General features: G+C 60.2%; 26 protein-coding genes. 13 read left to right on the top strand and 13 right to left on the bottom strand.

The window, feature by feature from the left end:
* Positions 1 to 2 precede the first annotated feature (2 nt).
* The gene (locus Q1K31_RS00535) at positions 3 to 1454 is read right to left on the bottom strand and encodes an NAD(P)-dependent oxidoreductase (protein WP_300375569.1); all 1452 of its coding nucleotides are present in this window, start codon (positions 1452 to 1454) and stop codon (positions 3 to 5) included.
* A 244-nt stretch (positions 1455 to 1698) separates the two neighbouring features.
* On the opposite strand from Q1K31_RS00535, the gene Q1K31_RS00530 reads away from it, so the two are divergent.
* Both Q1K31_RS00530 and Q1K31_RS00525 read left to right on the top strand, forming a co-directional pair.
* Positions 1699 to 2538: an undecaprenyl-diphosphate phosphatase gene (locus tag Q1K31_RS00530; protein WP_300375567.1), complete on the top strand. Its 840-nt coding sequence runs from the start codon at positions 1699 to 1701 to the stop codon at positions 2536 to 2538.
* A 140-nt stretch (positions 2539 to 2678) separates the two neighbouring features.
* A complete protein-coding gene (locus Q1K31_RS00525; RefSeq protein ID WP_300375565.1) occupies positions 2679 to 3275 on the top strand; it encodes an energy transducer TonB in 597 nt (198 codons plus the stop codon).
* Positions 3276 to 3302: 27 nt separating this feature from the next.
* Here the strand turns inward: Q1K31_RS00525 and Q1K31_RS00520 are convergent, their stop codons facing one another.
* A complete protein-coding gene (locus Q1K31_RS00520) occupies positions 3303 to 4304 on the bottom strand; it encodes a complex I NDUFA9 subunit family protein (protein ID WP_300375563.1) in 1002 nt (333 codons plus the stop codon).
* 202 nt (positions 4305 to 4506) lie between these two features.
* Here Q1K31_RS00520 and Q1K31_RS00515 point away from each other — a divergent pair, with 202 nt between their 5' ends.
* From Q1K31_RS00515 to Q1K31_RS00480, 8 genes are all read left to right on the top strand, one after another.
* Positions 4507 to 5121, top strand: coding sequence for a ribonuclease D (locus Q1K31_RS00515; protein ID WP_300375561.1), 615 nt, complete (start codon positions 4507 to 4509; stop codon positions 5119 to 5121).
* Positions 5122 to 5204: 83 nt separating this feature from the next.
* Entirely contained in the window at positions 5205 to 5903 is a 699-nt protein-coding gene (gene lptC, locus Q1K31_RS00510) for an LPS export ABC transporter periplasmic protein LptC (RefSeq protein ID WP_300375559.1), read from the top strand.
* A complete protein-coding gene (locus Q1K31_RS00505; protein ID WP_300375557.1) occupies positions 5893 to 6426 on the top strand; it encodes an LptA/OstA family protein in 534 nt (177 codons plus the stop codon). The genes lptC and Q1K31_RS00505 overlap by 11 nt, the downstream gene beginning before the upstream one ends.
* Positions 6427 to 6514: 88 nt before the next feature.
* Positions 6515 to 7249 (top strand): LPS export ABC transporter ATP-binding protein, encoded by a 735-nt coding sequence (lptB, locus tag Q1K31_RS00500; protein ID WP_300375554.1) that lies wholly within the window; start codon positions 6515 to 6517, stop codon positions 7247 to 7249.
* 5 nt (positions 7250 to 7254) lie between these two features.
* On the top strand, positions 7255 to 8766 hold the full coding sequence (rpoN, locus tag Q1K31_RS00495) for an RNA polymerase factor sigma-54 (RefSeq protein ID WP_300375552.1): 1512 nt from the start codon (positions 7255 to 7257) through the stop codon (positions 8764 to 8766).
* 108 nt (positions 8767 to 8874) lie between these two features.
* Entirely contained in the window at positions 8875 to 9468 is a 594-nt protein-coding gene (gene raiA, locus Q1K31_RS00490; protein ID WP_300375550.1) for a ribosome-associated translation inhibitor RaiA, read from the top strand.
* A gap of 18 nt (positions 9469 to 9486) precedes the next feature.
* Entirely contained in the window at positions 9487 to 9960 is a 474-nt protein-coding gene (locus Q1K31_RS00485; RefSeq protein WP_300375548.1) for a PTS sugar transporter subunit IIA, read from the top strand.
* A gap of 97 nt (positions 9961 to 10057) precedes the next feature.
* On the top strand, positions 10058 to 10993 hold the full coding sequence (locus tag Q1K31_RS00480; RefSeq protein WP_300375546.1) for an MBL fold metallo-hydrolase: 936 nt from the start codon (positions 10058 to 10060) through the stop codon (positions 10991 to 10993).
* A 24-nt stretch (positions 10994 to 11017) separates the two neighbouring features.
* Here Q1K31_RS00480 and Q1K31_RS00475 read toward each other — a convergent pair whose 3' ends face one another.
* A complete protein-coding gene (locus Q1K31_RS00475) occupies positions 11018 to 12061 on the bottom strand; it encodes an alpha/beta fold hydrolase (protein WP_300375543.1) in 1044 nt (347 codons plus the stop codon).
* Between the two features lie 67 nt (positions 12062 to 12128).
* Positions 12129 to 12869 carry a HesA/MoeB/ThiF family protein gene (locus Q1K31_RS00470; RefSeq protein WP_300375541.1) on the bottom strand — a complete coding sequence of 247 codons (741 nt, stop codon included), beginning with the start codon at positions 12867 to 12869 and terminating at the stop codon, positions 12129 to 12131.
* 41 nt (positions 12870 to 12910) lie between these two features.
* On the opposite strand from Q1K31_RS00470, the gene Q1K31_RS00465 reads away from it, so the two are divergent.
* Positions 12911 to 14260, top strand: a complete 1350-nt coding sequence (locus tag Q1K31_RS00465; RefSeq protein WP_300375539.1) for an AAA family ATPase — start codon at positions 12911 to 12913, stop codon at positions 14258 to 14260.
* An 11-nt stretch (positions 14261 to 14271) separates the two neighbouring features.
* On the opposite strand, the gene Q1K31_RS00460 is transcribed toward Q1K31_RS00465, so the two are convergent.
* From Q1K31_RS00460 to Q1K31_RS00430, 7 genes are all read right to left on the bottom strand, one after another.
* Entirely contained in the window at positions 14272 to 14616 is a 345-nt protein-coding gene (locus Q1K31_RS00460; protein WP_300375536.1) for a DUF6693 family protein, read from the bottom strand.
* Positions 14617 to 14668: 52 nt separating this feature from the next.
* Entirely contained in the window at positions 14669 to 14908 is a 240-nt protein-coding gene (locus Q1K31_RS00455) for a hypothetical protein (protein ID WP_300375533.1), read from the bottom strand.
* Between the two features lie 74 nt (positions 14909 to 14982).
* Entirely contained in the window at positions 14983 to 15438 is a 456-nt protein-coding gene (gene dut / locus Q1K31_RS00450; RefSeq protein WP_300375530.1) for a dUTP diphosphatase, read from the bottom strand.
* Between the two features lie 47 nt (positions 15439 to 15485).
* Positions 15486 to 15677 (bottom strand): hypothetical protein, encoded by a 192-nt coding sequence (locus Q1K31_RS00445; protein WP_300375527.1) that lies wholly within the window; start codon positions 15675 to 15677, stop codon positions 15486 to 15488.
* Positions 15678 to 15823: 146 nt separating this feature from the next.
* Positions 15824 to 17056 (bottom strand): bifunctional phosphopantothenoylcysteine decarboxylase/phosphopantothenate--cysteine ligase CoaBC, encoded by a 1233-nt coding sequence (coaBC, locus tag Q1K31_RS00440; RefSeq protein ID WP_300375524.1) that lies wholly within the window; start codon positions 17054 to 17056, stop codon positions 15824 to 15826.
* A 153-nt stretch (positions 17057 to 17209) separates the two neighbouring features.
* Entirely contained in the window at positions 17210 to 18154 is a 945-nt protein-coding gene (locus Q1K31_RS00435; RefSeq protein ID WP_300375522.1) for a hypothetical protein, read from the bottom strand.
* Positions 18155 to 18245: 91 nt separating this feature from the next.
* The gene (locus tag Q1K31_RS00430) at positions 18246 to 19787 is read right to left on the bottom strand and encodes an AarF/UbiB family protein (RefSeq protein ID WP_300375520.1); all 1542 of its coding nucleotides are present in this window, start codon (positions 19785 to 19787) and stop codon (positions 18246 to 18248) included.
* A gap of 71 nt (positions 19788 to 19858) precedes the next feature.
* Here Q1K31_RS00430 and Q1K31_RS00425 point away from each other — a divergent pair, with 71 nt between their 5' ends.
* A complete protein-coding gene (locus tag Q1K31_RS00425; RefSeq protein WP_300375518.1) occupies positions 19859 to 20053 on the top strand; it encodes a hypothetical protein in 195 nt (64 codons plus the stop codon).
* Between the two features lie 5 nt (positions 20054 to 20058).
* Here Q1K31_RS00425 and ubiE read toward each other — a convergent pair whose 3' ends face one another.
* On the bottom strand, positions 20059 to 20847 hold the full coding sequence (ubiE, locus tag Q1K31_RS00420; protein WP_300375516.1) for a bifunctional demethylmenaquinone methyltransferase/2-methoxy-6-polyprenyl-1,4-benzoquinol methylase UbiE: 789 nt from the start codon (positions 20845 to 20847) through the stop codon (positions 20059 to 20061).
* Positions 20848 to 20896: 49 nt separating this feature from the next.
* On the opposite strand from ubiE, the gene mutM reads away from it, so the two are divergent.
* A complete protein-coding gene (gene mutM, locus Q1K31_RS00415; protein ID WP_300375514.1) occupies positions 20897 to 21745 on the top strand; it encodes a bifunctional DNA-formamidopyrimidine glycosylase/DNA-(apurinic or apyrimidinic site) lyase in 849 nt (282 codons plus the stop codon).
* Between the two features lie 62 nt (positions 21746 to 21807).
* Here the strand turns inward: mutM and Q1K31_RS00410 are convergent, their stop codons facing one another.
* Positions 21808 to 22842 carry a mannose-1-phosphate guanylyltransferase gene (locus Q1K31_RS00410; RefSeq protein ID WP_300375512.1) on the bottom strand — a complete coding sequence of 345 codons (1035 nt, stop codon included), beginning with the start codon at positions 22840 to 22842 and terminating at the stop codon, positions 21808 to 21810.
* Positions 22843 to 22854: the final 12 nt, after the last annotated feature.

Genomic DNA, 22854 nt, shown 5'->3' with positions numbered 1-22854 from the left:
GCCTACTCCGCAGCCACAGGCTCAGGCGCGCGTTCGCGGGCCATCTGCTTCATGCGCTTGTGCATTTCTTCAGCCGCGTCGCGTCCATCCTTGATGGCCCAGACGACGAGCGAGGCGCCGCGCACGATATCACCCGCGGCAAAGACGTTGGCCACGCTTGTCTCCATCGTCTTGAAATCAACCTTGATCGCGCCCCAGCGATTGACCGTCAGGGCCGGCTCCCCAAAGAGCTGCGGAAGCTCTTCCGGGTCAAACCCAAGTGCCTTGATGACCATGTCGGCCTCGAGGTCGAACGTCTCACCCGTCTTCTCCGGGGACTGGCGCCCGGACGGATCCGGCGCACCGAGTTTCATGCGGGAGGCCCGGACAGCTTTGACATCTCCATTATTGTCGAGGATGGCCTCGGGCGCAGCGAGCCACTCAAAGACGACACCCTCCTCCTCTGCATTCGCCACCTCACGCTGCGAGCCCGGCATGTTGGCGCGGTCGCGGCGGTAGAGACAGGAGACGGATTTCGCGCCCTGGCGCACAGCGGTACGCACACAGTCCATCGCGGTATCACCACCACCAATGACGACGACACGGCGTCCATCAGCATTATGCGTGCCGTCTTCGAAGGTCGGCACTTTGTCGCCCAGGCCCTTGCGATTGGAGGTCGTGAGAAAATCCAGCGCAGCATGAACCCCGGTCGAGCCGATGCCCGGCACTTTCAGGTCACGCGCCTTGTAGACGCCCGTCGCGATCAGCAGCGTGTCATGCGCATCCCGCAGGTCGGACAGGGTCTTTTCTTCACCGATTGAGGTGTTGAACTCGAACGTGACACCGCTCTCCTCGAGACGCCTGATGCGCCGCTCGACGATCTCCTTCTCCAGCTTGAAGCTCGGAATGCCGTAGATCAGCAGGCCACCGCCACGATCATAGCGGTCATAGACGGTGACCTGGTAGCCCTTGCGGCGCAGCTGCTCAGCCGCCGCCAGTCCGCCAGGCCCGGCTCCGATGATACCGGCCGACTGATCGCGCTCACGCGGGGGCTTGATCGGGGTGACCCAGCCCTGCTCCCAGGCATTATCGGTGATATAGCGCTCGACCGCCCCGATCGTCACCGTGCCGTGACCAGATTGCTCAACCGTACATATGCCTTCGCACAGCCTGTCCTGCGGACAGATACGGCCACAGATTTCCGGCATGTTGTTGGTGGCCGCAGAGACCTCATAGGCCTCTTCCATACGGTCTTCGGCGACCAGCTTCAGCCAGTCAGGAATATTGTTGGAAAGCGGGCAGCCCTGCTGGCAGAACGGAACGCCGCATTGCGAACACCGCCCGGCCTGATCTTCGGCCACCTGCTGGGCATAGTCTCCATAAATCTCATGGAAGTCCTGCGTGCGCGCTTTCGCGTCACGCTTTTCCGGCATGGCGGGGTCGATATTCGTGAATTTCAGCATACGGCTGGCCATGGAAACGTCCTTAACGTTGCAATACTGTGCCTTATCCGCTCGCCTCAAGCAGAGCGCAAGGGAAAAATGCGCCCTAAAATATCAAAATGATATATACTGGCGCTGATCTTCTATAATATAGCGCCGTATTATCAAAAACGCAAATTCATTACATATCATATTGATATTTTGTGAATGCGTGCGTCGACAGGCGAACCGTGCCAGACAGGGGCCCTGGCCCGGCCACAACAGCTCATCCGGTAACATGTCACTCTTCCAGCTCTTCATTATCTCCGTCGTCCAGGGCATTTCTGAATGGCTGCCCATCTCCTCTTCTGCGCACGTCCTGCTGACAGCGCACCTCTTTGGCGTCGGCGGGGAGGACGAGCTGATGGTGAACGCCATGGCTCACCTGGGGACACTTTTTGCGCTGTTTGCCTATTTCCGGCGCGACACGGCCCGGGCCATCAAGGGCGCCTTCGAACTGATCGGCATAGGCCGCCAGGATGGACGGCTGACATCGTCGGGATGGCTTGCCCTGCTGATCCTGATAGCAACACCGCCTGCCGTGCTGGCCGGCCTGGCCTACGAATTCCTCCCCGGTATGGGCATACTGCGCAGCGTCGAAATGATTGCGGCGGCAACCATATTCTTTGCCCTCCTGCTATGGTGGGCCGATGCGCGCGGCCCACGTCACCGTACGGAGGCCGATATGACGGTTCGCGATGGCGTCCTCATTGGGCTGGCCCAGGCGCTGGCCTTCATTCCAGGGGTGAGCCGCTCAGGCATCACCATGACCGCTGCGCGCGGCCTCGGCCTGTCGCGCGTGGAGGCGGCCCGCTTCGGTATGTTATGCGGGGTGCCCGTCCTGATGATGGCCGGCGGTTATGCCTGCCTGAAGCTCGCCACAGCCGACCCCGGAGAGCTGACCATCCCCCTGACAGACGGGCTCATCATTGCAGCGCTCAGCTTTGTCTCGGCTTTCGTCTCGATCTGGGCACTCATGGCCCTCCTGGAAAAGATGAGCTTCCTGCCCTTCGTGATCTACCGCATTATTCTCGGCATCGCGCTCATCGCGCTTATTCCCTACATGGCCGCAGGCTAGCCCTCAGAGCATCCATTACATCCAGACCAGCAATTCGCGTGTCCGGACACGAAATATCTGGCGACCGGACAGGATTTCGGTTTCAATCAGACCGTGCAACGCCACTCTGGAAAGGTCCGGGCGACACGCAGGGATATCTGATGAAGACAACACGCAAGGAAAAGAAATCGGACACGCTGGAAGTCCGCCTGCCTCACTCGAAGAAAGAGGCGTTCAAGGCGGCCTGCAAGTCCGAGGGCATCACTGCCAGCCATGCCGTGCGCACTTTTGTCGACGCCTATCTGCGCCGCTCGCACCGGATGCAACTGAAACGCATCGCAAAGGATCTTTCCATGACCCTCATCAAGAACCCCATGAAGACCACAGGCGGAATCGCTGCGACCGGGGCAGCTATTGCCACAGCATCCATCATGGCACTGCCCAGCGCAGCCGACAGCCAGCCCCAGCCGATAGAACCGCCTGTCCCCGAATACCCGATCGAGCTGGCCGAACAAGGCATCGGCGCAAAGTGCAAGGGCACGTTTGATGTGTCTGAGAAAGGCTATGTTGAGCCAGGCGTGCAGGTCGATTGCACGCACCCGGGCTTTGTTGACGCCACCCGTACCGCCATCCAGACGTTGCGTTTCGAACCGAAAATGCAGGATGGCAAACCCATTCGCCGGAAAGGCGTGGTCTATCCGATCCAGTACATCATTACGCCGGACACTGAGGAGATTTCAGGCCCCGATACCGATTAGGGTAGGCCGCTTCGTCAGGACAGCCGGTCAGGCATCGCCCTTCTGGTGGAATTCACCATAGGCGCGGTAGGGCCAGAGATAGCTGGGCGCGATGGCCTCGACGCTTTCGATGTCCGGCACACCGAGATCACTGAGCGTCAGCGCATCCTCGGCAACTATATTGTCGGCCTTCAGCATCTCGACCTGGTCGCCCGTAATCGGGGCCGGGCCGAGAAAACCGAACGAGACTGGCGGCACACTCCAGATCGCGCCGAAGGTCAGCCCCAGCGGCTTGGCAATGAAGAACGGCAGCGGCAGGGAATAGCGCTTCCGGTCGATCGTTTCGAAGATGATCTCGTAGAGCTCCTTGAAGGTGTAGACCCGCGGGCCACCAAGCTCATAGGTCTTGCCCTCAACATCGTCGCGCGTGGCTGCCGCCGCAATCGCATCGGCGACATCGCCGGCATAGACCGGCTGCAGTTTCGTCTTGCCACCGCCAATTGCGGGCAGGAACGGAAGCACGTTCGAGATCGGGCTGGAGGCCATGCTGGCAAACTTGTTGAGGAAGTCATCCTCAGGGCCGAACACGACCGATGGGCGCAGGATGACCGCTTCGGGGAAGACCTCTCGCACGGCTTTTTCAGCCTCAGCCTTGGTGCGGGCATAATTCGACTCTGCGTCTTCGTCCGCACCAATGGCCGACATCTGGACGAAACGCTTCACGCCTGCTTTCGCAGCCGCTTCAGCGACATTGATCGCGCCGTCACGCTGCGTCGCCTCAAAGCTCTGCGGGCCTTTCTCGATCAGGATGCCGACCAGGTTGATGACCACATCGGCGTCCTCGACGGCCCGCTCGACGGACAGGCGGTTGCGGATATTGGCCTGCGCAAGGTCGACCCATCCGGGCGGGCCGGCCAGTTTCACATCTCCAGCAAGGTGTGGTTTGCGCACGGCAACCCGGACACGCCACCCCTCGCGCACCAGTGCACGTGCAGCATAACGCCCGATAAAACCGGAGCCGCCAAATATGGTTACCAGACCCTTGGACATGGAATGCAAACCTCGCTGTTAAGGCCCATTTCTACAGATTGCGCGCGTTTCATCACGCCTTGCAAGCCTTGTCCATGCGGCGAATGGCAAAAGTGCTGCGCGGTGCGCGCGGGCACGGCAGGCCCGGCTCATGGCTCGACAATCCACTCCGCCTGCACCACGATATTTGCGTAATTCCACAAACTGGCTAAAGGCGTCAGGCATGAACAATATCACACTCCATAAGGGCGACCTGCCCGCCGGGCTGGACCTTGGCGGCGAAATCGCCGTCGACACAGAGGCCATGGGCCTCAACCCGTTCCGCGATGCCCTCTGCGTCGTACAGCTTTCAGCCGGAGACGGCAGCGCGCATGTCGTCCAGCTGAAGCGCGACTTCGACTGCCCGAACCTGAAGGCGCTCCTTGCTGATACGAACAGCCTGAAACTGTTTCACTTTGCCCGCTTCGACATCGCCATGATGAAGCACTGGCTCGGCATCGACTGTGCGCCGGTCTGGTGCACCAAGATCGCCTCGAAGCTCAGCCGCACCTATACAGACCGCCACGGCCTGAAGGATGTCTCGCGCGAGATCGCTGGCGTGGACATGTCGAAAGCCCAGCAATCCTCGGACTGGGGCGCAGAGACACTCACCGATGCGCAGCTGCAATACTGCGCAAATGACGTCCTGCACCTGCACGAGGTCAAGACAGGGCTTGAAGCCATGCTCAAGCGCGAAGGGCGTCTCGGCCTGGCGCAGGCCTGCTTCGACTTCCTGCCGGTCCGCGCAAGACTCGACCTGGAAGGCTGGGAAGACACCGACATCTTCGCGCATAGCTAAGCTTCCGGAACAGCATTCCGGTCAGGCAGAAATCCTGACCTCGCCGCTATCAAAAAACCACAATCCACCTTAAATACGGGGACATGGAAGTTTCGGCTGAAACAGAACACGCCCTGAGTGTGTGGGAACCCCGCCGCCAGATGACGCTTGCGCAGGCGCGCCAGCGCTCGTCCATGGTTTCAATGATGCGTCTCGCCTTTACGGCCGGTGCCGCCATTTCAGCCGGGATCATGATCGGCCATCTGACCGCCAATGCTTTCTCCACCTCCCCCGGCGCCATCGAAAAACTGTCGCGTGATGAAGTCGTCACCATGGTCAATCCGCGTTTTACCGGACGGGATGCTACCGGGCAGGCTTTCGTGATTACCGCAACCACCGCACAACGCCAGACCGGGGGCGGCGACCGGATCGAACTGGAGAACCCGGAACTGCTGACCGAGGACGGCACCCAGATCACCGCGCCAAGCGGCCTGTACGATCAGGATGCACAGACCCTCGACCTTTATGAGGACGTGCAGGTCGAGAATGCCAAGGGCTACAGCTTCGATTCCACTTCAGCAAAAGTCTTCATTACGGAAGGCCGAGTGGAGGGGATAGACCCGCTCCAGGGCTCTGGCCCCCTTGGCGATGTGCGCTGTGACACGTATGAGATCATTGAAGAAGGTGACAGGGTCTATTGCTCGGGCAATGTAGAGATGACCATCACCCCCGGCGAACGCAGCGGGACTACAAGCAAGGCCGGCAATGAGCCCGGCAATGAGGAGCAAGGCGTTGAAGAATAGAACCTGGATCGCAGCAGCCGCTATCGGGCTTGTCGCAGCCACGCCGGCCACGGCACAGATCTCTGGCGAGGGTGGACCGATCCGCGTCAACGCCGACCGCAGTGAGGTCGTCGAGAAACAGCGTCAGGTTATTCTCACTGACAGTGTCGACATCATGCAGGGCGATGCACGCCTGCGGGCCAACCGCGTTACGCTGAACTATTCAGGCTCAGGCGAAACCCAGACCACCGGACTTTCCGGATTTGGCGACATATCCAGCATGGAAGCTGTTGGAGAGGTCTTCTATGTCACCCCGGAACTCAAGGCGACCGGTGATAATGGCGTCTATGATGCCGCTCAGGATACGATTACCCTGACCGGGAATGTCGTCCTGATCCGCGGAGAGGATGTGGCAACCGGGGAACGCCTGGTGATGCAGCTTTCAGAAGGCCGCACGGTCCTTGATGGCGGCTCCGGACAGGTCCAGATGAATATCAATCCGAACCAGACCGAAGAGGGCGAAAACGCGGAAGCGTCAAATTAGACCGGTCCGTCTAAACGGATATTAAGCCTGTTGGCCTAGATACGGCGCCGGGCAGCGCAAACCGCGCAGCAGTGGGAGGACAACGGAAATGACCGATACGGCCGATGGCCTTGTAGCAACCGGACTCGCCAAGTCCTTTGGCAAGCGCCAGGTTGTGCAGGACGTTTCCATATCTCTCCAGCGCGGCGAAGTTGTGGGTCTGCTCGGCCCGAATGGGGCCGGCAAGACAACCTGCTTCTACATGATCATGGGACTGATCGGTGCCGATGACGGCACGATCACGATAGATGGGGCAGATGTCACCACGCTTCCCATGTACCAGCGCGCCCGGCTGGGTGTCGGTTATCTTCCGCAGGAAGCCTCCATTTTCCGGGGCATGACTGTGGAGGAAAATATCCTTTCCGTGGTCGAGCTTGTCGAGAAGGACAGGACCGCCCGCCGCAAGGAAGTCGATGCCCTGATGGACGAGCTGCACATCACGCACCTGCGGACGCAGTCTGCGACATCCCTGTCAGGCGGTGAACGCCGCCGTGTCGAGATTGCCCGTGCACTCGCCTCAAGACCGAGTTTCATGCTTCTGGACGAACCGTTTACCGGTATCGACCCCCTCGCCGTGTCGGACATTTCCGATCTGGTCGGTTATCTCAAACAGCGCGGCCTTGGCGTGCTGATTACCGATCACCAGGTGCGAGAGACACTCCAGATCGTTGACCGGGCATCAATCATTTATGATGGCGGTGTGCTGTTCGAAGGCGCCCCGGAAGATGTCCTGAAAAACGAGGATGTGCGCCGGGTCTATCTGGGCGAACGGTTCGCAGCGTAACGCCGATGTCCATTTCACAACGCCTCGACATGCGCCAGGGCCAGTCCCTGGTGATGACTCCGCAACTGCAGCAGGCGATCAAGCTGCTCCAGCTGTCGAATGTCGAACTGGCCGAATTCATCGAAGCCGAGATCGAACGCAATCCGCTGCTTGAGCGCGGCGAGGCCGGTGACGGCGATGATTATTCACCCGACAAGGAGGCCCCCGCCTCCCGCAGTGATGAACTGTCTCTCGATGACAGCTCCGGCCTGAATGAAGCGCGCGAAGCCATGGATGCGCCGGGCGAGGACCTTTACGAGAGCGGCACGACCTCCGACACTGGCGAAACCGCCAGCCAGACATCCGGGCCGTCAGCCCAGACGGACTGGTCACAGGCGGGCAGCGGCGGCAGCTTTTCCGGGGAAGATTATGATTTCGAGGGCTCTCTCTCGTCTGAAAAATCCCTTCATGAACACCTGCATGACCAGCTTGCCATGTCGGGCCTGTCACAGGCTGACCAGCTGATCGGAGCCCGCCTGATCGACGAAACCGACGAGGCCGGCTACTGCAAGGTCGAGTTGGAGAGCGTTGCCGGGGCCCTGGGGGCCGATACAGCAAATGTCGAGGCTGTTCTGGAGCTCTGCCAGGGGTTCGAGCCAACAGGGGTCATGGCACGCACGGTGGAAGAATGCCTCGCCCTGCAACTCAGGGAACAGGACCGGTTCGACCCGGCCATGCAGGCATTGCTGGAAAACCTCGACCTTGTCGCCAAACATGACATCAAAAAGCTTTGCGAGCTTTGCGGTGTCGACAAGGACGATGTGCGCGACATGATCGCAGAACTACGGACGCTCACCCCCCGGCCCGGCTCTGCCTTTGCCGGTGGAACGACAATCGCCGTTGCCCCTGACGTCTTCGTGCGCGAAATGCCGAACGGCATGTTCGCCGTCGAGCTCAATTCCGACACGCTGCCAAAGATCCTGATGGACAAGGCGTATTACGCCGAGGTTAGTACGCTGCCGATGCGCGAGCGCGAGAAGGAATTCATCAGCGAATGTGCCCAGAATGCCTCCTGGCTGATCAAGTCGCTGGACCAGCGTGCCCGCACCATCCTCAAGGTTTCCAGTGAGATCGTGCGCCAGCAGGACGCTTTCTTCGCCCACGGGGTCGCGCATCTGCGCCCGCTCAACCTCAAACAGGTTGCCGACGCCATCGAGATGCATGAATCCACCGTCAGCCGGGTGACATCCAACAAGTATATGGGCACCCCCCGCGGCCTGTTCGAGCTGAAATATTTCTTCTCGGCGGCCATTCCGGGCACGGGTGGAGGCGACACCCACTCCGCTGAAGCAGTGCGCCATCGTATCAAGCAGCTGATCGACGGAGAGGGCGAAAAAGTCCTGTCGGATGACCAGATCGTCGAGATCCTGACCGAATTCGGCGTCGAGATCGCCCGGCGCACCGTCGCGAAGTACCGCGAAAGCCTCAATATTCCTTCCAGTGTGCAACGCCGTCGGCGTCTCAAGGCCAGCGCATAGAGCCTGCCTGCGGCTTGTTGACTCACTCTCTCAGAATTTTATGGAAGCCCCGGTCTCGATTTCCGCGACCGGTGTGTTTATAGTAGACTTTCGTTATCGGAGAGTTCCGTGCAGATACAGATTGCAGGACGGAAGATGGACCTTGGCGATGCGCTGCGCACGCGTATCGAGACAGGTCTGGAAGCAGCCGTCACCAAGTACTTCGACCGGGAATTTGATGGTCATGTCACCGTCAGCCCGAACGGCCACGAAACGGAAATAGACTGCAACATACACTTGCCTTCGGGCATTATCCTGCAGTCGACCGGCAAGGCGAATGACGCCCATTCCGCGCTGGATGAAGCCCTTGAAAAGCTCGAAAAGCGGGTCCGTCGTTACAAGCGGCGCCTCAAGGACCATCACAAGAATGGCCGCACGCCCTTCCCGAGCGAACCGGCATCGGCCTTTGTGCTCAAGGTAACGCCTGAGGATGAAGACCCGGCCGACACGGGTGAAGATGGCGAAGCACCTGTTATTGTTGCAGAATCTGCTTCTTCCATACGCACGATGACTGTTTCCGAAGCTGTACTTCAGCTGGAGCTTGCAGACTCACCGGCCTTGATGTTTCGCAATGCGAAGCATAAGGGGCTCAGCATGGTATACCGTCGCTCCGACGGACATATCGGCTGGGTTGATCCGGCGACTGAAGACAAGACTTCCTGACGAAACGTTTGGCGCACTATGGCAAATGATCTCACAAGCCTTCTCGGTGAGGGTGTCATCCTCGATCCTGTTGCAGTCGAGAACCGCAAGCAGGCCCTGAAGACACTCGCAAACGCGCTGGCCGAACAGACGCGCCTGGACACGCGTGATATCTTCGATGCGGTCATGGAACGCGAACGGCTCGGCTCGACCGGCGTCGGCGAAGGTGTCGCCATACCGCACGCCCGGATCGAGAAGCTGCCCCAGCCGGTTGGCGGATTTGTACGCCTTGATGGCGGGGTTGACTTCGACGCAGTCGACGATCGCCCTTGCGACCTGATTTTCATGCTGATCGCACCGGTTGGCTCTGGTGCCGATCACCTGCGGGCGCTCGCCCAGGTCAGCCGCACCCTTCGCCAGCCAGATATTCGTGAAGCGCTGCGCCAAGCCGAAACGGCCCAGGACATACAGCGTATTCTCTGCCCTGAAGCTGCAAGCGTATCTGCCGCCTGAGGCAGCTTTCCGCGTCAGTTCCCAGGCCTGCGCAGATTTGATTCGCCTTCAGCGATCAAAAGTCTAACCTTGGCGAAAACCCAAGGGAGGCTACTCAATGCTCAGACACACATCCGGCCTGGCTGCACTGGCGCTTGCACTTGCACCGGGCGCCTACGCGCATGGCAATGGCACGCATACTGCCCAGTCTGCACAACCGGCCGAAGTCGAAACAAGCGAACTTGGCGGCGGCATCTACATGCTGACGGGCCGTGGCGGAAATCTCGGCGTCCTCACAGGTGAGGACGGCGCGTTCATCATCGACAGCCAGTATGCCGAGATGGCCCCTGCCCTGCTGAACGCGGTGAGCGAGGTCGCGGATACGTCCAATGTGCGCTTTCTGCTCAATACGCACTGGCACGGCGATCACACGGGCGGCAACAAACCCATGGCCGGGGCCGGGGCGACCATCGTGGCCCATGACGAGGTCCGCACTCGGCTCACGCATGAACAAGTGCAAGACTTCGGCAGCGAAACCCGCACGACACCGCCCGCCCCAGAAGAAGCCTGGCCGGTCATTTCCTACTCAGAAGAGATGCGCTTCTATCTGAATGGCCAGACCATCCATATCCACCACCTGCCCCACGCGCATACCGACGGTGACTCCGCAGTCTTCTTCGAGGAAGCCAATGTCATCCATACCGGCGACGTAATGTTCAATGGCAGCTTCCCCTTTGTCGACATCACAAGCGGCGGCACCTTCGCGGGATACGTCACCGGGCTGGAAACACTCCACGAACTCGCCAATGCCGAAACGCGGATCATTCCAGGCCACGGTTCCGAAGCTGACCGGACTGACATCATGGCGCTGAAGACAATGCTCGAAGAGGCCATGGCTGCGGTGCAGGGCGAAATCGATGCCGGTAAGACACTTGAGGAGACCCTGGAAGCCCGTCCACTCGAACCATGGGTCGCAGACTGGGAAAGCGGCTTCATGACCGAGAAACGCTTCACCTCCCTGATGTATGCCGACCTCAGTTCCGATCGCGATTGAGGCGCTTCGGTTTCTGACCGGCAACTATCTCTGGGAAGACGTTTTCGCCCCGGCTGGGACGGTCGTGCCGGCGGGGCGGTTCACCTGCGTGACACCCCGTGCTGGCGTCCCGCTCGCATGACGATCCAGAAATGCGCTGACATCGCCTGCACTCCGCGCGGCAACTTCCTCCTGCGGGACATGGCCGGCAGGGTAGGTGATGGCCACCGCGTTCGGAATGGCACGCTTGAAACGTTCTGCGTGAGAGACCGGGATCAGCTTATCCTCCTCACCCCATATGATGAGGGTCGGCACATCAATCGCAGACAGCGTTTCGCGGCTCGCCTTCTCACGATCCGGTCTGCTGGCTGCCAGCCGAAGCAGCACATCGCGGTGGCCGGGGGCGCGTGAGAGCGCACTGTAACGCTCCGCCATCTCCGCAGTGACATGCGTCTGGTCAACGAAGGACTTGCGCAGTCCGTCCTCGATAAGGCCGGTCATGTCGAGGTCACGCATCAGAAGGCGCGCGACCGGCCAGCGCAGAAGTTTGAAGGCCATCGGCGAGCTGTCCGCCTCGCCCTCTCTAGCAGGCCAGCCAGCTGCATCCACCAGGATCAGGCTGTCGAGCTGGCCGGGATGAGCACGCGCATACTGCCAGGCAACGTTGCCCCCCATCGAGGAGCCGGCAAGCGAGAACTGCCCGATATCGAGCTTGCGGGTCAGACTGTCGACGACATCGACAAAATACTCGATGCTGACCGGTGGGTCTTCAGGCACACGTGACAGGCCATGCCCCGGCAGGTCCAGCGTAATTACGCGGTAATTTGTGCTCAGACGCTTCTGCCACGGCAGCCAGGTATGCAGTGAAGCCGCATAGCCGTGGACGAGCACGACAACTGGTGCATCGCGCGGGCCGGTATCGGTATAGTGAATCTTCACATTCCCGGCTGCCGTCACGAATCTGGACTGTTCGAGTGCGTAGCGGTTTTCCAGGGTCTGATAGGGAATGTCAGGACGGCGAAGGGCAAGCCATCCCGCCGCAAGAAGGGCGACTATTGCCAGAGAGATCGCAGCCAGCTTGCGAAACATCTGCCCTCACCAGTGACACCACACCTGTCGTAAAATCGTCAAAAGCCGTCGCTGTCAAAGGAAACTTTCACGCTGAACAGACAGGACAGTCCGTGTCCTGATGAAGTTTCACACTCCGCGAAATGCCGCTCAAGCCGTCCAGTAAAAGGATTGTGCCGATAAGTGGCCGACCCGCACCTGTGACAAGTTTCAGGGTTTCAAGCGCCATGTGTGACGCCACGATTCCCGTAACCGGCCCGACGACGCCAGCATCCTCGCAGGCTGCTGCATCCGGCGGGGGCTCTGGCACGAAACACTGATAACAGGGTGCCCCTTCCTCCACGCCCGAGGCGAACACGGAAACCTGCCCGGACCATTGCAGCGCCGCCCCGGAAACAAGCGGCCGCGCGGTGCCATGTGCAACACGGTTCAACGCGAAACGGGTCTCGTAATTGTCTGTCGCGTCAATCAGGACACTCCCGGCAAGCGACATGCCTGTCTGCCACCTCATCTCCCGAACGTTGACATCGCAGTCCGGTGCGGCGGCCTGCAGGCGTTCAGCCAGCCGGATAGCCTTGTCCTGCCCGATGTCGGCTCGTCCGAACTGCACCTGTCTCTGGAGGTTGGACAGCTCCACTGAATCATCATCCCAGATCTCGATGTGTCCGACACCGGCTGCGGCGAGATACATCGCACACGGCCCGCCCAGCGCACCTGCGCCAATGATCGAAACGCTCTCGCCCATCAGCTTCTGGACACCGGCCCCGCCGATCTCCTTGATGAGAATATGCCGTTTCTGGCGCTCGAGCTGTTCAGGGGTCAGGGCCATGCTCTCGCTTAGCAGGACGGATGCGGTTAAGGCTACAGACAATGAACGAGTCAGATACCGAACACCTGCCCGACAGCCTCTATGCCGCCCCGGCCGAATGGGTCGCCAAGGGCGCGGGCGCGCAAGGCAACCTCTTCCTGACGGGCCGCGCCGGCACCGGCAAGACGACCATGCTGCGCCGCTTTCTTGCCGAGGCTGGGGAAAACACCGTCGTTCTCGCGCCAACAGGAGTGGCCGCAATGAATGCGGGTGGGCAGACCATCCATTCCTTCTTCAAGCTGCCCCCGCGCCTGATCGAGCCGACTGACATCAAACGCCTGCGCGGGGTGCGCCTCATCAAGGCGATCGAGACGCTGATCATTGACGAGATCTCCATGGTACGAGCCGACATGCTCGACGCCATCGACAAGAGCCTGCGGCTCAATCGCGGCTCGAAACGCCCGTTCGGCGGTGTGCGGATGATCCTTTCAGGTGACCTGCACCAGCTGCCGCCCGTCGCGCGCGGAGAAGAAGCCGAGATCCTGAACCAGCGCTATGGCGGGCATTACTTCTTCAATGCGCCCGGCTTCAAGGAGGCCGAGTTCGCCCTTCTCGCGCTAAAGCATGTCTTCCGCCAGGCCGATCCGCGCTTTCTCGCTCTCCTGGGCGCAATGCGGCAGGGACGCCTTACCCCGCCTGACCAGAACTTGCTGCAATCGCTTGTCTCCGGCCGCACGGCTGTAAAGGCCAGCGAGACCCATGTCGTTCTTACACCGAACAATGCAAATGCCTTCCGCATCAACCAGGCCCGCCTCGATGACCTGCCCGGCAAGCCGCACGTGCTTGAAGCCAGGGTGCAGGGGGAATTCGACGAGAAATCCTACCCCACCGAAGCCGACCTGGAACTGAAGGAAGGAGCACGGGTCATGCTGATAAAGAATGACCCGGAAGGCCGCTGGGTAAACGGCTCGCTGGCAGTCGTCGATGGTTTCAAGGGCGATAATGTCATGGTCGAGCTCGATGGGCACCTCTATGAAATCGAACCGGCCGCCTGGGAGAAATACCGCTACGAACTCGATCCGGAGACGAAGAAAGTCTCCCGCGATGTCGTCGGCACGTTCAAGCAGGTACCATTGCGTCTTGCCTACGCCGTGACCATCCACAAGGCACAGGGGCTTACCCTCGACAAGCTCTATATCGACTTCGACAGGGGTATGTTCGCCCACGGACAGGCCTATGTTGCCTTCTCGCGTGCCCGTTCACTCGAGGGGCTTGAAATCTCCCGCGCCCCGCGCCCGCGTGACCTCGTGATAGACCGCAGCGCCTTTGCTTTCGGACCGCTGGAAACGATCGAGAATACCGACGCCTATCTGCTGGCGAAATTTGCCAAGGGTGAAGATGTATTGCTGTAAGCGCCCTCGACTCAGTCGAGCCACTCGATCTCGGTATGATTGTAGACAAAGCGCGTCACACGGATCTGGTAGATGAATAGCGCCAGGCCGAGCGTGATGATTGTCAGCAGGATCCAGAGAAAGGCGTGCCCGAAAGCATCGCCAAAACCGATGGAACAGCGCAGGCGCCCCATCTTTGTGCCCGTCCCGTCGACCACGAAACTCCTGTTGAGTACGTCCTTCTGGTAGAAGTAAGGAAAGAAGAACGCGGCGATGCCGAGCGTAATCAGCGTCAGGAGCATCCACACGATCACCGTGCCGATGGATGAGCCAACTGAAAATTCCGATTTGACCTGCGTAAGCCGCGGTAGCGCCATGTAACTGCCTCCCCCTCAACAGTCCTGATGGGGCGGCTATTCGCTCGGCCTGTCAAGCAAGCCGGCGGATTTCCTCGCGCAGGCGCTCATCCTTGTCCGTCGCGATCGTCTCGAGCACGCGCACACGCTCTGTCAGCCGGTCAATCTCGCCCTGCATCCGCTCGACATCAGCCCGGCTTTCCGCATCGCTTTCGCGCCCGGCACGCATCTTGAAGTAATTGTTGATGACACCTGCACCCACGGAAATGAGCACGATGATGACGACCATTGTGAACGGGCTGTTGATTTCCATGGAGCGACCCCTGTTTATTATCGTATTTCGATAATAAGGACTCAGCGGCGAAAAAGCAAGGCTATTCCGGTATGTTATCGACCCGTAGAGCCGAATCCGCCTTCGCCACGCATTGTCTCGGGCAGCGTCTCCACGCCCTGCCAGGCGATCCGCGTGACCGGGGCCAGCACCATCTGGCCGATGCGCTCCCCGCGCGCGATGGTGAATGTCTCGTCCCCGTGATTGATCAGGATCACCTTGATCTCACCACGATAGTCACTGTCGATCGTACCGGGACTGTTGAGGCAGGTAATCCCATGCTTTGCCGCCAGTCCAGAACGTGGACGCATCTGGATTTCGTAGCCGTCAGGTATGGCCACGGACAGGCCGGTCGGCACCATGGCGCGCTCACCCGGTTTCAGGACAATAGCCTTATCCTCCTGAACAGCAGCACGGACATCCATGCCCGCGGCCCCTTCTGTTTCATAGACAGGAAATGGGAGTCCCTCGAAATGGGGCAGCGTTTTTACGGCAACAGTCACGTCTTTCATGAGCGCCAATGCGCGGGAGTCGCCCGGCGCTGTCAACTCGAAAGCGCTCAGATGGACCGGCTATCCACATTGATTGGCCCCGTCCCGGGCGCGCGCGATACCGGCTCGCTACTGGCAGGCATGGCTTCGAGAGTGTCAGCCTTTGGCTCGGTATCGGCCTGTGCATAGCTGCCACCGAGAACCGACAGGCCAATCAAGAGGGCCGCTATAAAGATAAAATACGCAACAATCAGCTTCATGACCTGATCCAGATCTCATATTCAGACGTTGAGAATACCACCGTATCCGCAAACAAAGTGTTTCCGTCTCAGTAACCATGCACACCTGGCCTGGTTCCAGAATAGAACTGCGTGAAGTGTAAACAGCCTGCGGTTCGCTGATTAACCTACTCGGCTGCGACCTGCCTGTCGTCCGGATCGTTCAGCGCGACTGCAATCCGTTCCGCAAGACGGCGGGCCACCTCGGTCTTGTCCATGCGCGGCCATGTTTCCAGCCCGCTCCCCGTGACAAGCGCAACCTCGTTTTCCGCTCCGCCCATGACATCCCCGGACACGTCATTGGCGACGATCCAGTCACAGCCCTTGCGCTGCATCTTGGCCCGCGCCAGCGCCTCGAGATCATGCGTTTCGGCGGCAAAACCGATGACCAGTCCGGGCCTGTCACTTGTCTTGTGTGACAGGGTGGCGAGAATGTCGGGGTTCTCCGCGAGTGTCAGCGCAGGAAGCGTCTTGCCCTCATCCTTGAGTTTGAGCTTCTTGTCCGACGAAATTGCCGGGCGCCAGTCGGCTACGGCCGCGACCGATATGAACACATCGGCAGGCAGCGCATCTTCACATGCCTGGAGCATCTGCTGGGCTGTCTCGACGGGGATGTGATCGACGCCGCGCGGCGGTGTGATGCCAACAGGGCCCGAAACAAGGCTCACACGTGCGCCAAGCGCTGCCAGCGCGCCAGCGATCGCATAGCCCTGCTTGCCGGAGGAATGGTTGGAAAGATAACGCACAGGGTCCAGCGGCTCACGCGTGGGGCCGGCCGTAACGAGCACATGGCGGCCTTCCAGCGGTTTCGGTCCGGCAATGCGGGCAAGTTCGGCCTCGACCGCGTCAGCGATGATAGGCACGTCAGGCAGGCGGCCCGGCCCGTACTCACCGCACGCCATCGCGCCTTCATCAGGCTCCATAACGGTGACCCCGTCCCCGCGCAGCGTTTCGACATTGCGCCGTGTGGCGGCATGCTCCCACATGCGCACATTCATCGCCGGAACCATCATCACCGGCGCGTCCGTCGCCATCAGTGTTGTCGAGGCAAGGTCATTTGCGTGGCCACCCGCCGCCTTGGCAAGCAGATCAGCCGTTGCCGGGCAGACCACGACCAGGTCTGCAGAGCGCGAAAGCTGGATATGACCCATTTCAGCCTCGTCATCGAGACTGAACAGGTCAGTGAAACATTTCTCACCCGACAGTGCCGAGACAGACAGCGGCGTGATGAACTCCGCACCACCTTTTGTCAGGATACAGCGGCACTGGATGCCACGCCGGGACAGCTCGCGGATCAGCTCAAGTGACTTGTAGGCGGCGATTCCGCCACCGATGATCAGGAGAATTCGTTGCGTGCTCATTGGGACCAGATAAGTTTCTTGAGCCCCTTTTACACGGAAAGTGTTGAGAAATCGACGACAACCGTGTCTTGAGGCTCAGCAAGAACACGAAACCGGGTGTGAGTGCCCCCTCGACAATCACACCCGGTCTGTGCTGCGCCTGCTCCCCGCCCCCTAATAGCGGCGCAGCGGCCCCACAATCACATTTGGCTGGCGCCGTCCTGTCTTTGCGGCATGAAAGCTCACCAGCGATTGCAGTCCTGTGTCGTAAACGGCGGCCTCGACGGCCTGGTCCTCACAGTCATTGCGCCGGGCATAGGCTCCATAGCCTGCCTGCCCACGGCATGCGCGGCGTGCAGCCGTTGCGATACGGTCATAGAGAAGCTCCACGCGGCCCCCATAAACCGGCTGCAGGTCGGAGTAGCAGACCTCGTAACGCGTACGGCCCGCACGGTCGTCGCCAAGCCTGCGGATGCGCCGGTCGCAGACACCCCGGCTGATCCCCACGACAGGCACGATGTCCCGGCCCGGACGCGCCCGGCGAGGTGGGGCCTCGTGGCGCGCGCCATAAAGCTCGGGCGTGCTGTCGTAGTGCACCTCACGATGGCTGTGGGCACAGCCTCTATATGTCGTCACGCCGTGCTCGGCCGCGTAGTAGCTGCAGGGCCTCGTAGTGCCCTCGCTTCCGCCCCGGAACACGCGCACGCCGTGAACTTCCGGGGCAGATGGATAGGCCCTGTGGGCTGGCGCTGAATAGGTATAGGTGCGCTGCACGCGGGGCGCTGGCTGGCTCGAAAGGGTGTCCTGCCTGTAGCTTGCACGCGGACCGGAGGCGGCACCTTTCAGGACCTGCGAGCGAGTGTAGCGGTCCTCTTGGTAGGTGGTGTGGCCCTGCGGATCCAGGACGCTGCGGGTCGTCCTGTAAATCCGCGTTTCGGGATAGGCATGAGGCTCAGGCTGATGGATATCGACGATCTTGCCCTGCGTATCCGTGCTGCACACAAAGCCCGGCGGGCCACCCTCAAGTACACCATTCACACACTGAAAGGCTTTCGCAGATGCCGGCGCGGCAATGAGGCTCAGGCAGAACGCGCTCAGCAGGATTGAATACAGTTTCATGTGACTCACTCTCCGCATACGAACCGGACCACTCGTGTTAGGAATTGATTAACCTAACACAGGCAGCCGGGGAGAGGAGTCCTTTCCCGTTTCAGGCGAACTGTACGGCCGTCAGTCCCGCAATAGCTGCAAGCGTCACCGTCAGGCCGAACCAGGCCCACCAGGGCGGCCGATTCTGGCCTGCTGCTGTACCATCAGGTGTACCGTCACCAGACCGCTCATCGAGGCTCGCTTCGAACCGGTCCATGACTTCAGGCAGACGCTTCAACCGCTCGGCGACCTCCCGCACATTCCGCGCTGCCAGCCTGGCTGCGCCCGATGGACCGAAATTCTCGCTGATCCAGCCTTTCACGACCGGCTCGGCCGCTTTCCAGATGTCGTGCTTCGGATCGATGGCGCGCGCGACACCTTCAACCTGCACCATCGTCTTCTGGAGCAGGACAAGCTCTGGCCGCAAATGCATGCCGAAGGTGCGCGTATAGTCCAGCAGTTGCAAAAGGATACGGCCCATATAGACATCTTCGGCAGACTTGCCGTGGATCGGCTCCCCGACAGACCGGAGCGCCTGTGCGAAATCACCAACAGACTGGTTGGCCGGCACATAGCCCGCCTCGAAATGCACCTCGGCGATGCGGTAATAATCCCGCCGTATGAACCCCCACAGAATCTCAGCAAGGAAACGTCGCTCGTTCATGCCGATCCGCCCGATGAGGCCAAAATCCACGAGCGCGACCTTGTTGTCCGGCAGGATCAGTATGTTGCCCTCATGCATGTCGGCGTGAAAGACGCCATGGCCGATCGCCTGTGACAGGAAACCGCGCGTGATGGAGACAGCAAGCTCGGCCCGGTCGAGGCCGGGCTGGGAAAGGGCATCGGACTGAGTGAGGGGCCGCCCCTCGACCCAGTCAGTTGTCAGGACGCGCTGGCCCGTGCGCTCCCAGTCTACAGAGGGCACCACAAACCAGCCCTCCTTATCCGACAGGGCGCGGATTTCATCGGCCCCGCCTGCTTCGAGACGAAGATCCAGCTCCTTCATCATCGAATCGGCCACGGTATTGGTGAAGGCAACGGGCTTGAGGCGGCGGCTTTCCAAGGAAGCGCGTTCGATCGTGCGCGCTGCCCGGCGCATCGCCCGGAGTTCCTGCGAGATAAGACGCTCGACCCCCGGCCTGAGAATCTTGACCGCTTTCAATCCATTCGCTGTCTCCAGCTTGTGAACCTGGGCAAGTGATGCCGCAGCAACCGGTTCTCCCAGTCCTGCAAACAGCCTGTCAGCTTCCGCCTTGCCAAATTCGCGCTCAAGGGCCTTGCGGGCCTCATTCATGGAAAAAGGCGGCAGCTTGTCTTTCAGCCGGGACAGGTCTGTCGCCACATCAGAACCGAACACGTCCGGGCGTGTCGCGAGGAACTGGCCGAGCTTGATATAGGCAGGTCCTAGCTTCTCAAGTGCCTTGGCAAGCCGCTCACCTGGACGCCCTTTGGCACGTCCACCGAACAGCCGAAACATCCGTCCCGCAAGGCGCGCAGGCAGGGGAAGACGCGTCTGGTATTCGCCCGGCAGAATGACGTCATGGCGCACAAGCGCGGTCCCCGCACGCATCAGGCGGCCATAGTCAGCAAGCGCTTTCAGCAAGGTGTGCCTCCAGAATATGGGAACCGCTGGCAACCATAGACGTTTTCAATCCCACGAAAAGGAGACGCAAAATGGCTGAAAACAATCAATCTGGTAACAGCGCACTCTGGTTTATCGTCGGGGCCCTTCTCGTGGCCGTCATCGGTTTCGGTATCTGGTACTTCGCTGGACAGCCGACGTCCGGCGGCGAAGGTAACGGAGGTGAATCCGACGTCTCGATCTCCGTCGACGAGGACGGCATGTCGGTCGACACGAACGAAGAGTGAGGAATTCATACAGCCCACCCGAAATGGAGGGCCGCAATTCCCCCAGAGAAATTGGTAACGGAGACGCCGGAGAAACCAGCGTCTCCGACCTCTTTCCGGAACGCATCCTGTTTCGGAAATCTTCTTATTGATTCAACAAGATACTGGTAGCTGTCGCGGTCTGAAGCGACGAGCTCACCCATCCGTGGGATGATATTGAAGCTGTAGGTATCGTAGAGCTTCTGCAGCATCGGTACCGTCATATGACTGAACTCCAGCACCGCAAGCCGCCCGCCGGGTTTCAGGACACGGCGGAATTCTGACAGGGCTGCTGCCCGGTCAGCGACATTCCGGATGCCGAAGGCAATCGTCAGCGCATCTGCTGACCTGTCCCCGAAAGGCAGGCATTGCGCATCGCCACAGACCCAGCTGATCCGGTCTGCATAAGCTGCCATGTCTCCGCGGGCCCGGCCTGCATCCAGCATCGCATCATTGATGTCACAGACAACCGCGCTTGCGGCTGCTTCCCGTCCGCGCCGGTGACCAGCCCTGTCGGCCCGGTCGATGAAGGCTTTCGACAGGTCCCCTGTTCCGCCTGCGACATCTATAAGATGCTCGCCGGGCTGAGGGTTGAGCTTGGCGATCGTGTCATGTTTCCAGAGGCGGTGGACGCCAGCCGACATGAGGTCGTTCATCACGTCATAACGGCTCGCCACAGAGCGGAACACGCCCTTGACCCGGCTCACCTTTTCATCAGGCGAAACCTCTTCAAAGCCAAAACTGACCGTCTTTTCTGTGTCTGTCTCATCTGTCATGCGCGGGAACCATAGTGGCATGAAAATCTAAACGCTATATGCGGGTATCATGCCCGAATTACCCGAAGTCGAGACAGTTCGCCGCGGCCTTGCCCCCGTCATGGAAGGCCGCACCCTGCTATCAGTCGTTCTCAACCGGCCGGACCTGCGTTTTCCACTGCCTCAGGGCTTTGCCGAACGGTTGCGCGGCACAAAGGTTGTGCGCCTGTCACGGCGTGCCAAGTTCCTTGTCGCAGAACTCTCCTCTGGTGACGCACTGATCATGCATCTTGGCATGTCGGGCCGGTTCACGATCACGGGCGGGGCGCAGCCCGGCGGTTTTCATCAGGCAATCGCCCCCGATCCCAAACATGACCATGTCATTTTCCATATGGAGGGCGGTCATGTGGTGACATATAACGATCCGCGCCGCTTCGGCTTCATGGAACTCTGGCCCCTGCTTCAGATGGAGCGGTATCCGCGGCTTGCCGGGTTCGGGCCTGAACCGCTTTCGAACGAATTCTCGCATGCATGGCTTGATGAAGCCCTCCGTGACAAGAAAGGGCCGATCAAGTCTGTCCTTCTCGACCAGCGTACGATTGCCGGGCTCGGTAATATCTATGTCTGCGAAGCGCTTTTCCGCGCCGGCATAAGCCCACGTCGCCGCGCTTCCACCGTGCCGGGCCAACGCGCCGCGCGTCTTGCGGTGGCAATCAATGACGTGATCCGGGAAGCCATCGCCGCAGGCGGCTCATCCATCAGCGACTTCAAGGCAGCTTCCGGAGAGCTCGGCTACTTCCAGCACACTTTCTCCGTCTATGACCGCGAAGGCGAAGCCTGCCGCAGCTGTGGCGCAGCTGTCCGGCGCATCGTTCAGTCCGGACGTTCGAGTTTCTATTGCGGAGCGTGCCAGCGTTAAGGGCCGACATGTTTCCCAGCATGCTCAGCAAATCGTCTCAGCAATTCTGGTGGGAGTTTTTTTTAAAGCGGCCTTACAGGAGGCAGAGCTTCCATTCCGGATACCCTGATCTGCTCTGGGGTCGCGATGACAACAGCATCGCTTAGATTGTCCAGTGATACAGACTGCCCCGTCACATGCACATAGCAGTTACGGCAATTGTTCAGCACGGCTTTTCCGGTGACGGCGTTTCCTGAGCTGTCCTTTCTGGACCTTTCCCAGAGCGCCCTGAAACTACCAATATCGCTCCAGTCCATGCTGACAGGGACCACTTTGAGGTTCTTGTAATGCTCCATGATGGCATAATCGACCGACTCTTCCCTGCAGGTCTTGAACGCCTCCGGCTCCAGCCGGACTGTCTTTCCCGTCGGAATGTAGCTGTCTGCTGGCAGCGCTGATGCAACAGCATCAAGGATGTCCGGCGCATATTCCCGGAAAGCGGCTCGCATGTCAGATGCCCGGAACAGGAAAATCCCCGCATTCCAGTAGTACTCACCAGAGGACACATAGCGTTCCGCCGTCTCGCGATCCGGTTTCTCGACAAAACGCTCAGCCTCCCTCACTGCGCCTGTACGAGCCGTGACCTTGATGTAGCCATATCCCGTTGCCGGGCCATCCGGAACGATCCCGAACGTGACAACGGACCCGGACAGCGCAGCATCCGCACCCTTCCTGATCGCTTCATGAAAGGCAGGAACATCGCCGATGTCATGATCAGCGGGCAGCACCAGAAGCAGGTCATCGGGCCTGGCGCAAAGGGCGGCGGCCGCAACGGGTGCAGCTGAATTGCGCCCGAAAGGTTCGAGCAGGACAGCCGCATCCCCTGCCCCCTCGCGGATCACCGTCTGATGGCTTTCGGAGCCTATGACCAGCGGGTCGGAAAACTCCAGGGCATCGTCGCCGCTCTTGCCCGTCACACGCGCCAGGGTCGTTTCAAGCATTGTCCCGTCACCGAGCAGGGGCAGGAACTGCTTCGGACGTTCAGGCGTGGAAAGTGGCCATAGCCGTGTTCCTCTTCCGCCACACAGTATCACGGGCCTGATACGATGTTTGTTCATCTCACTCGCTCC

Source organism: Henriciella sp. (genome assembly GCF_029936995.1).
Lineage (GTDB): Bacteria > Pseudomonadota > Alphaproteobacteria > Caulobacterales > Hyphomonadaceae > Henriciella.
The sequence above is the reverse complement of the archived record's forward strand: the minus strand, read 5'-3'. Positions and strand labels throughout refer to the sequence as shown.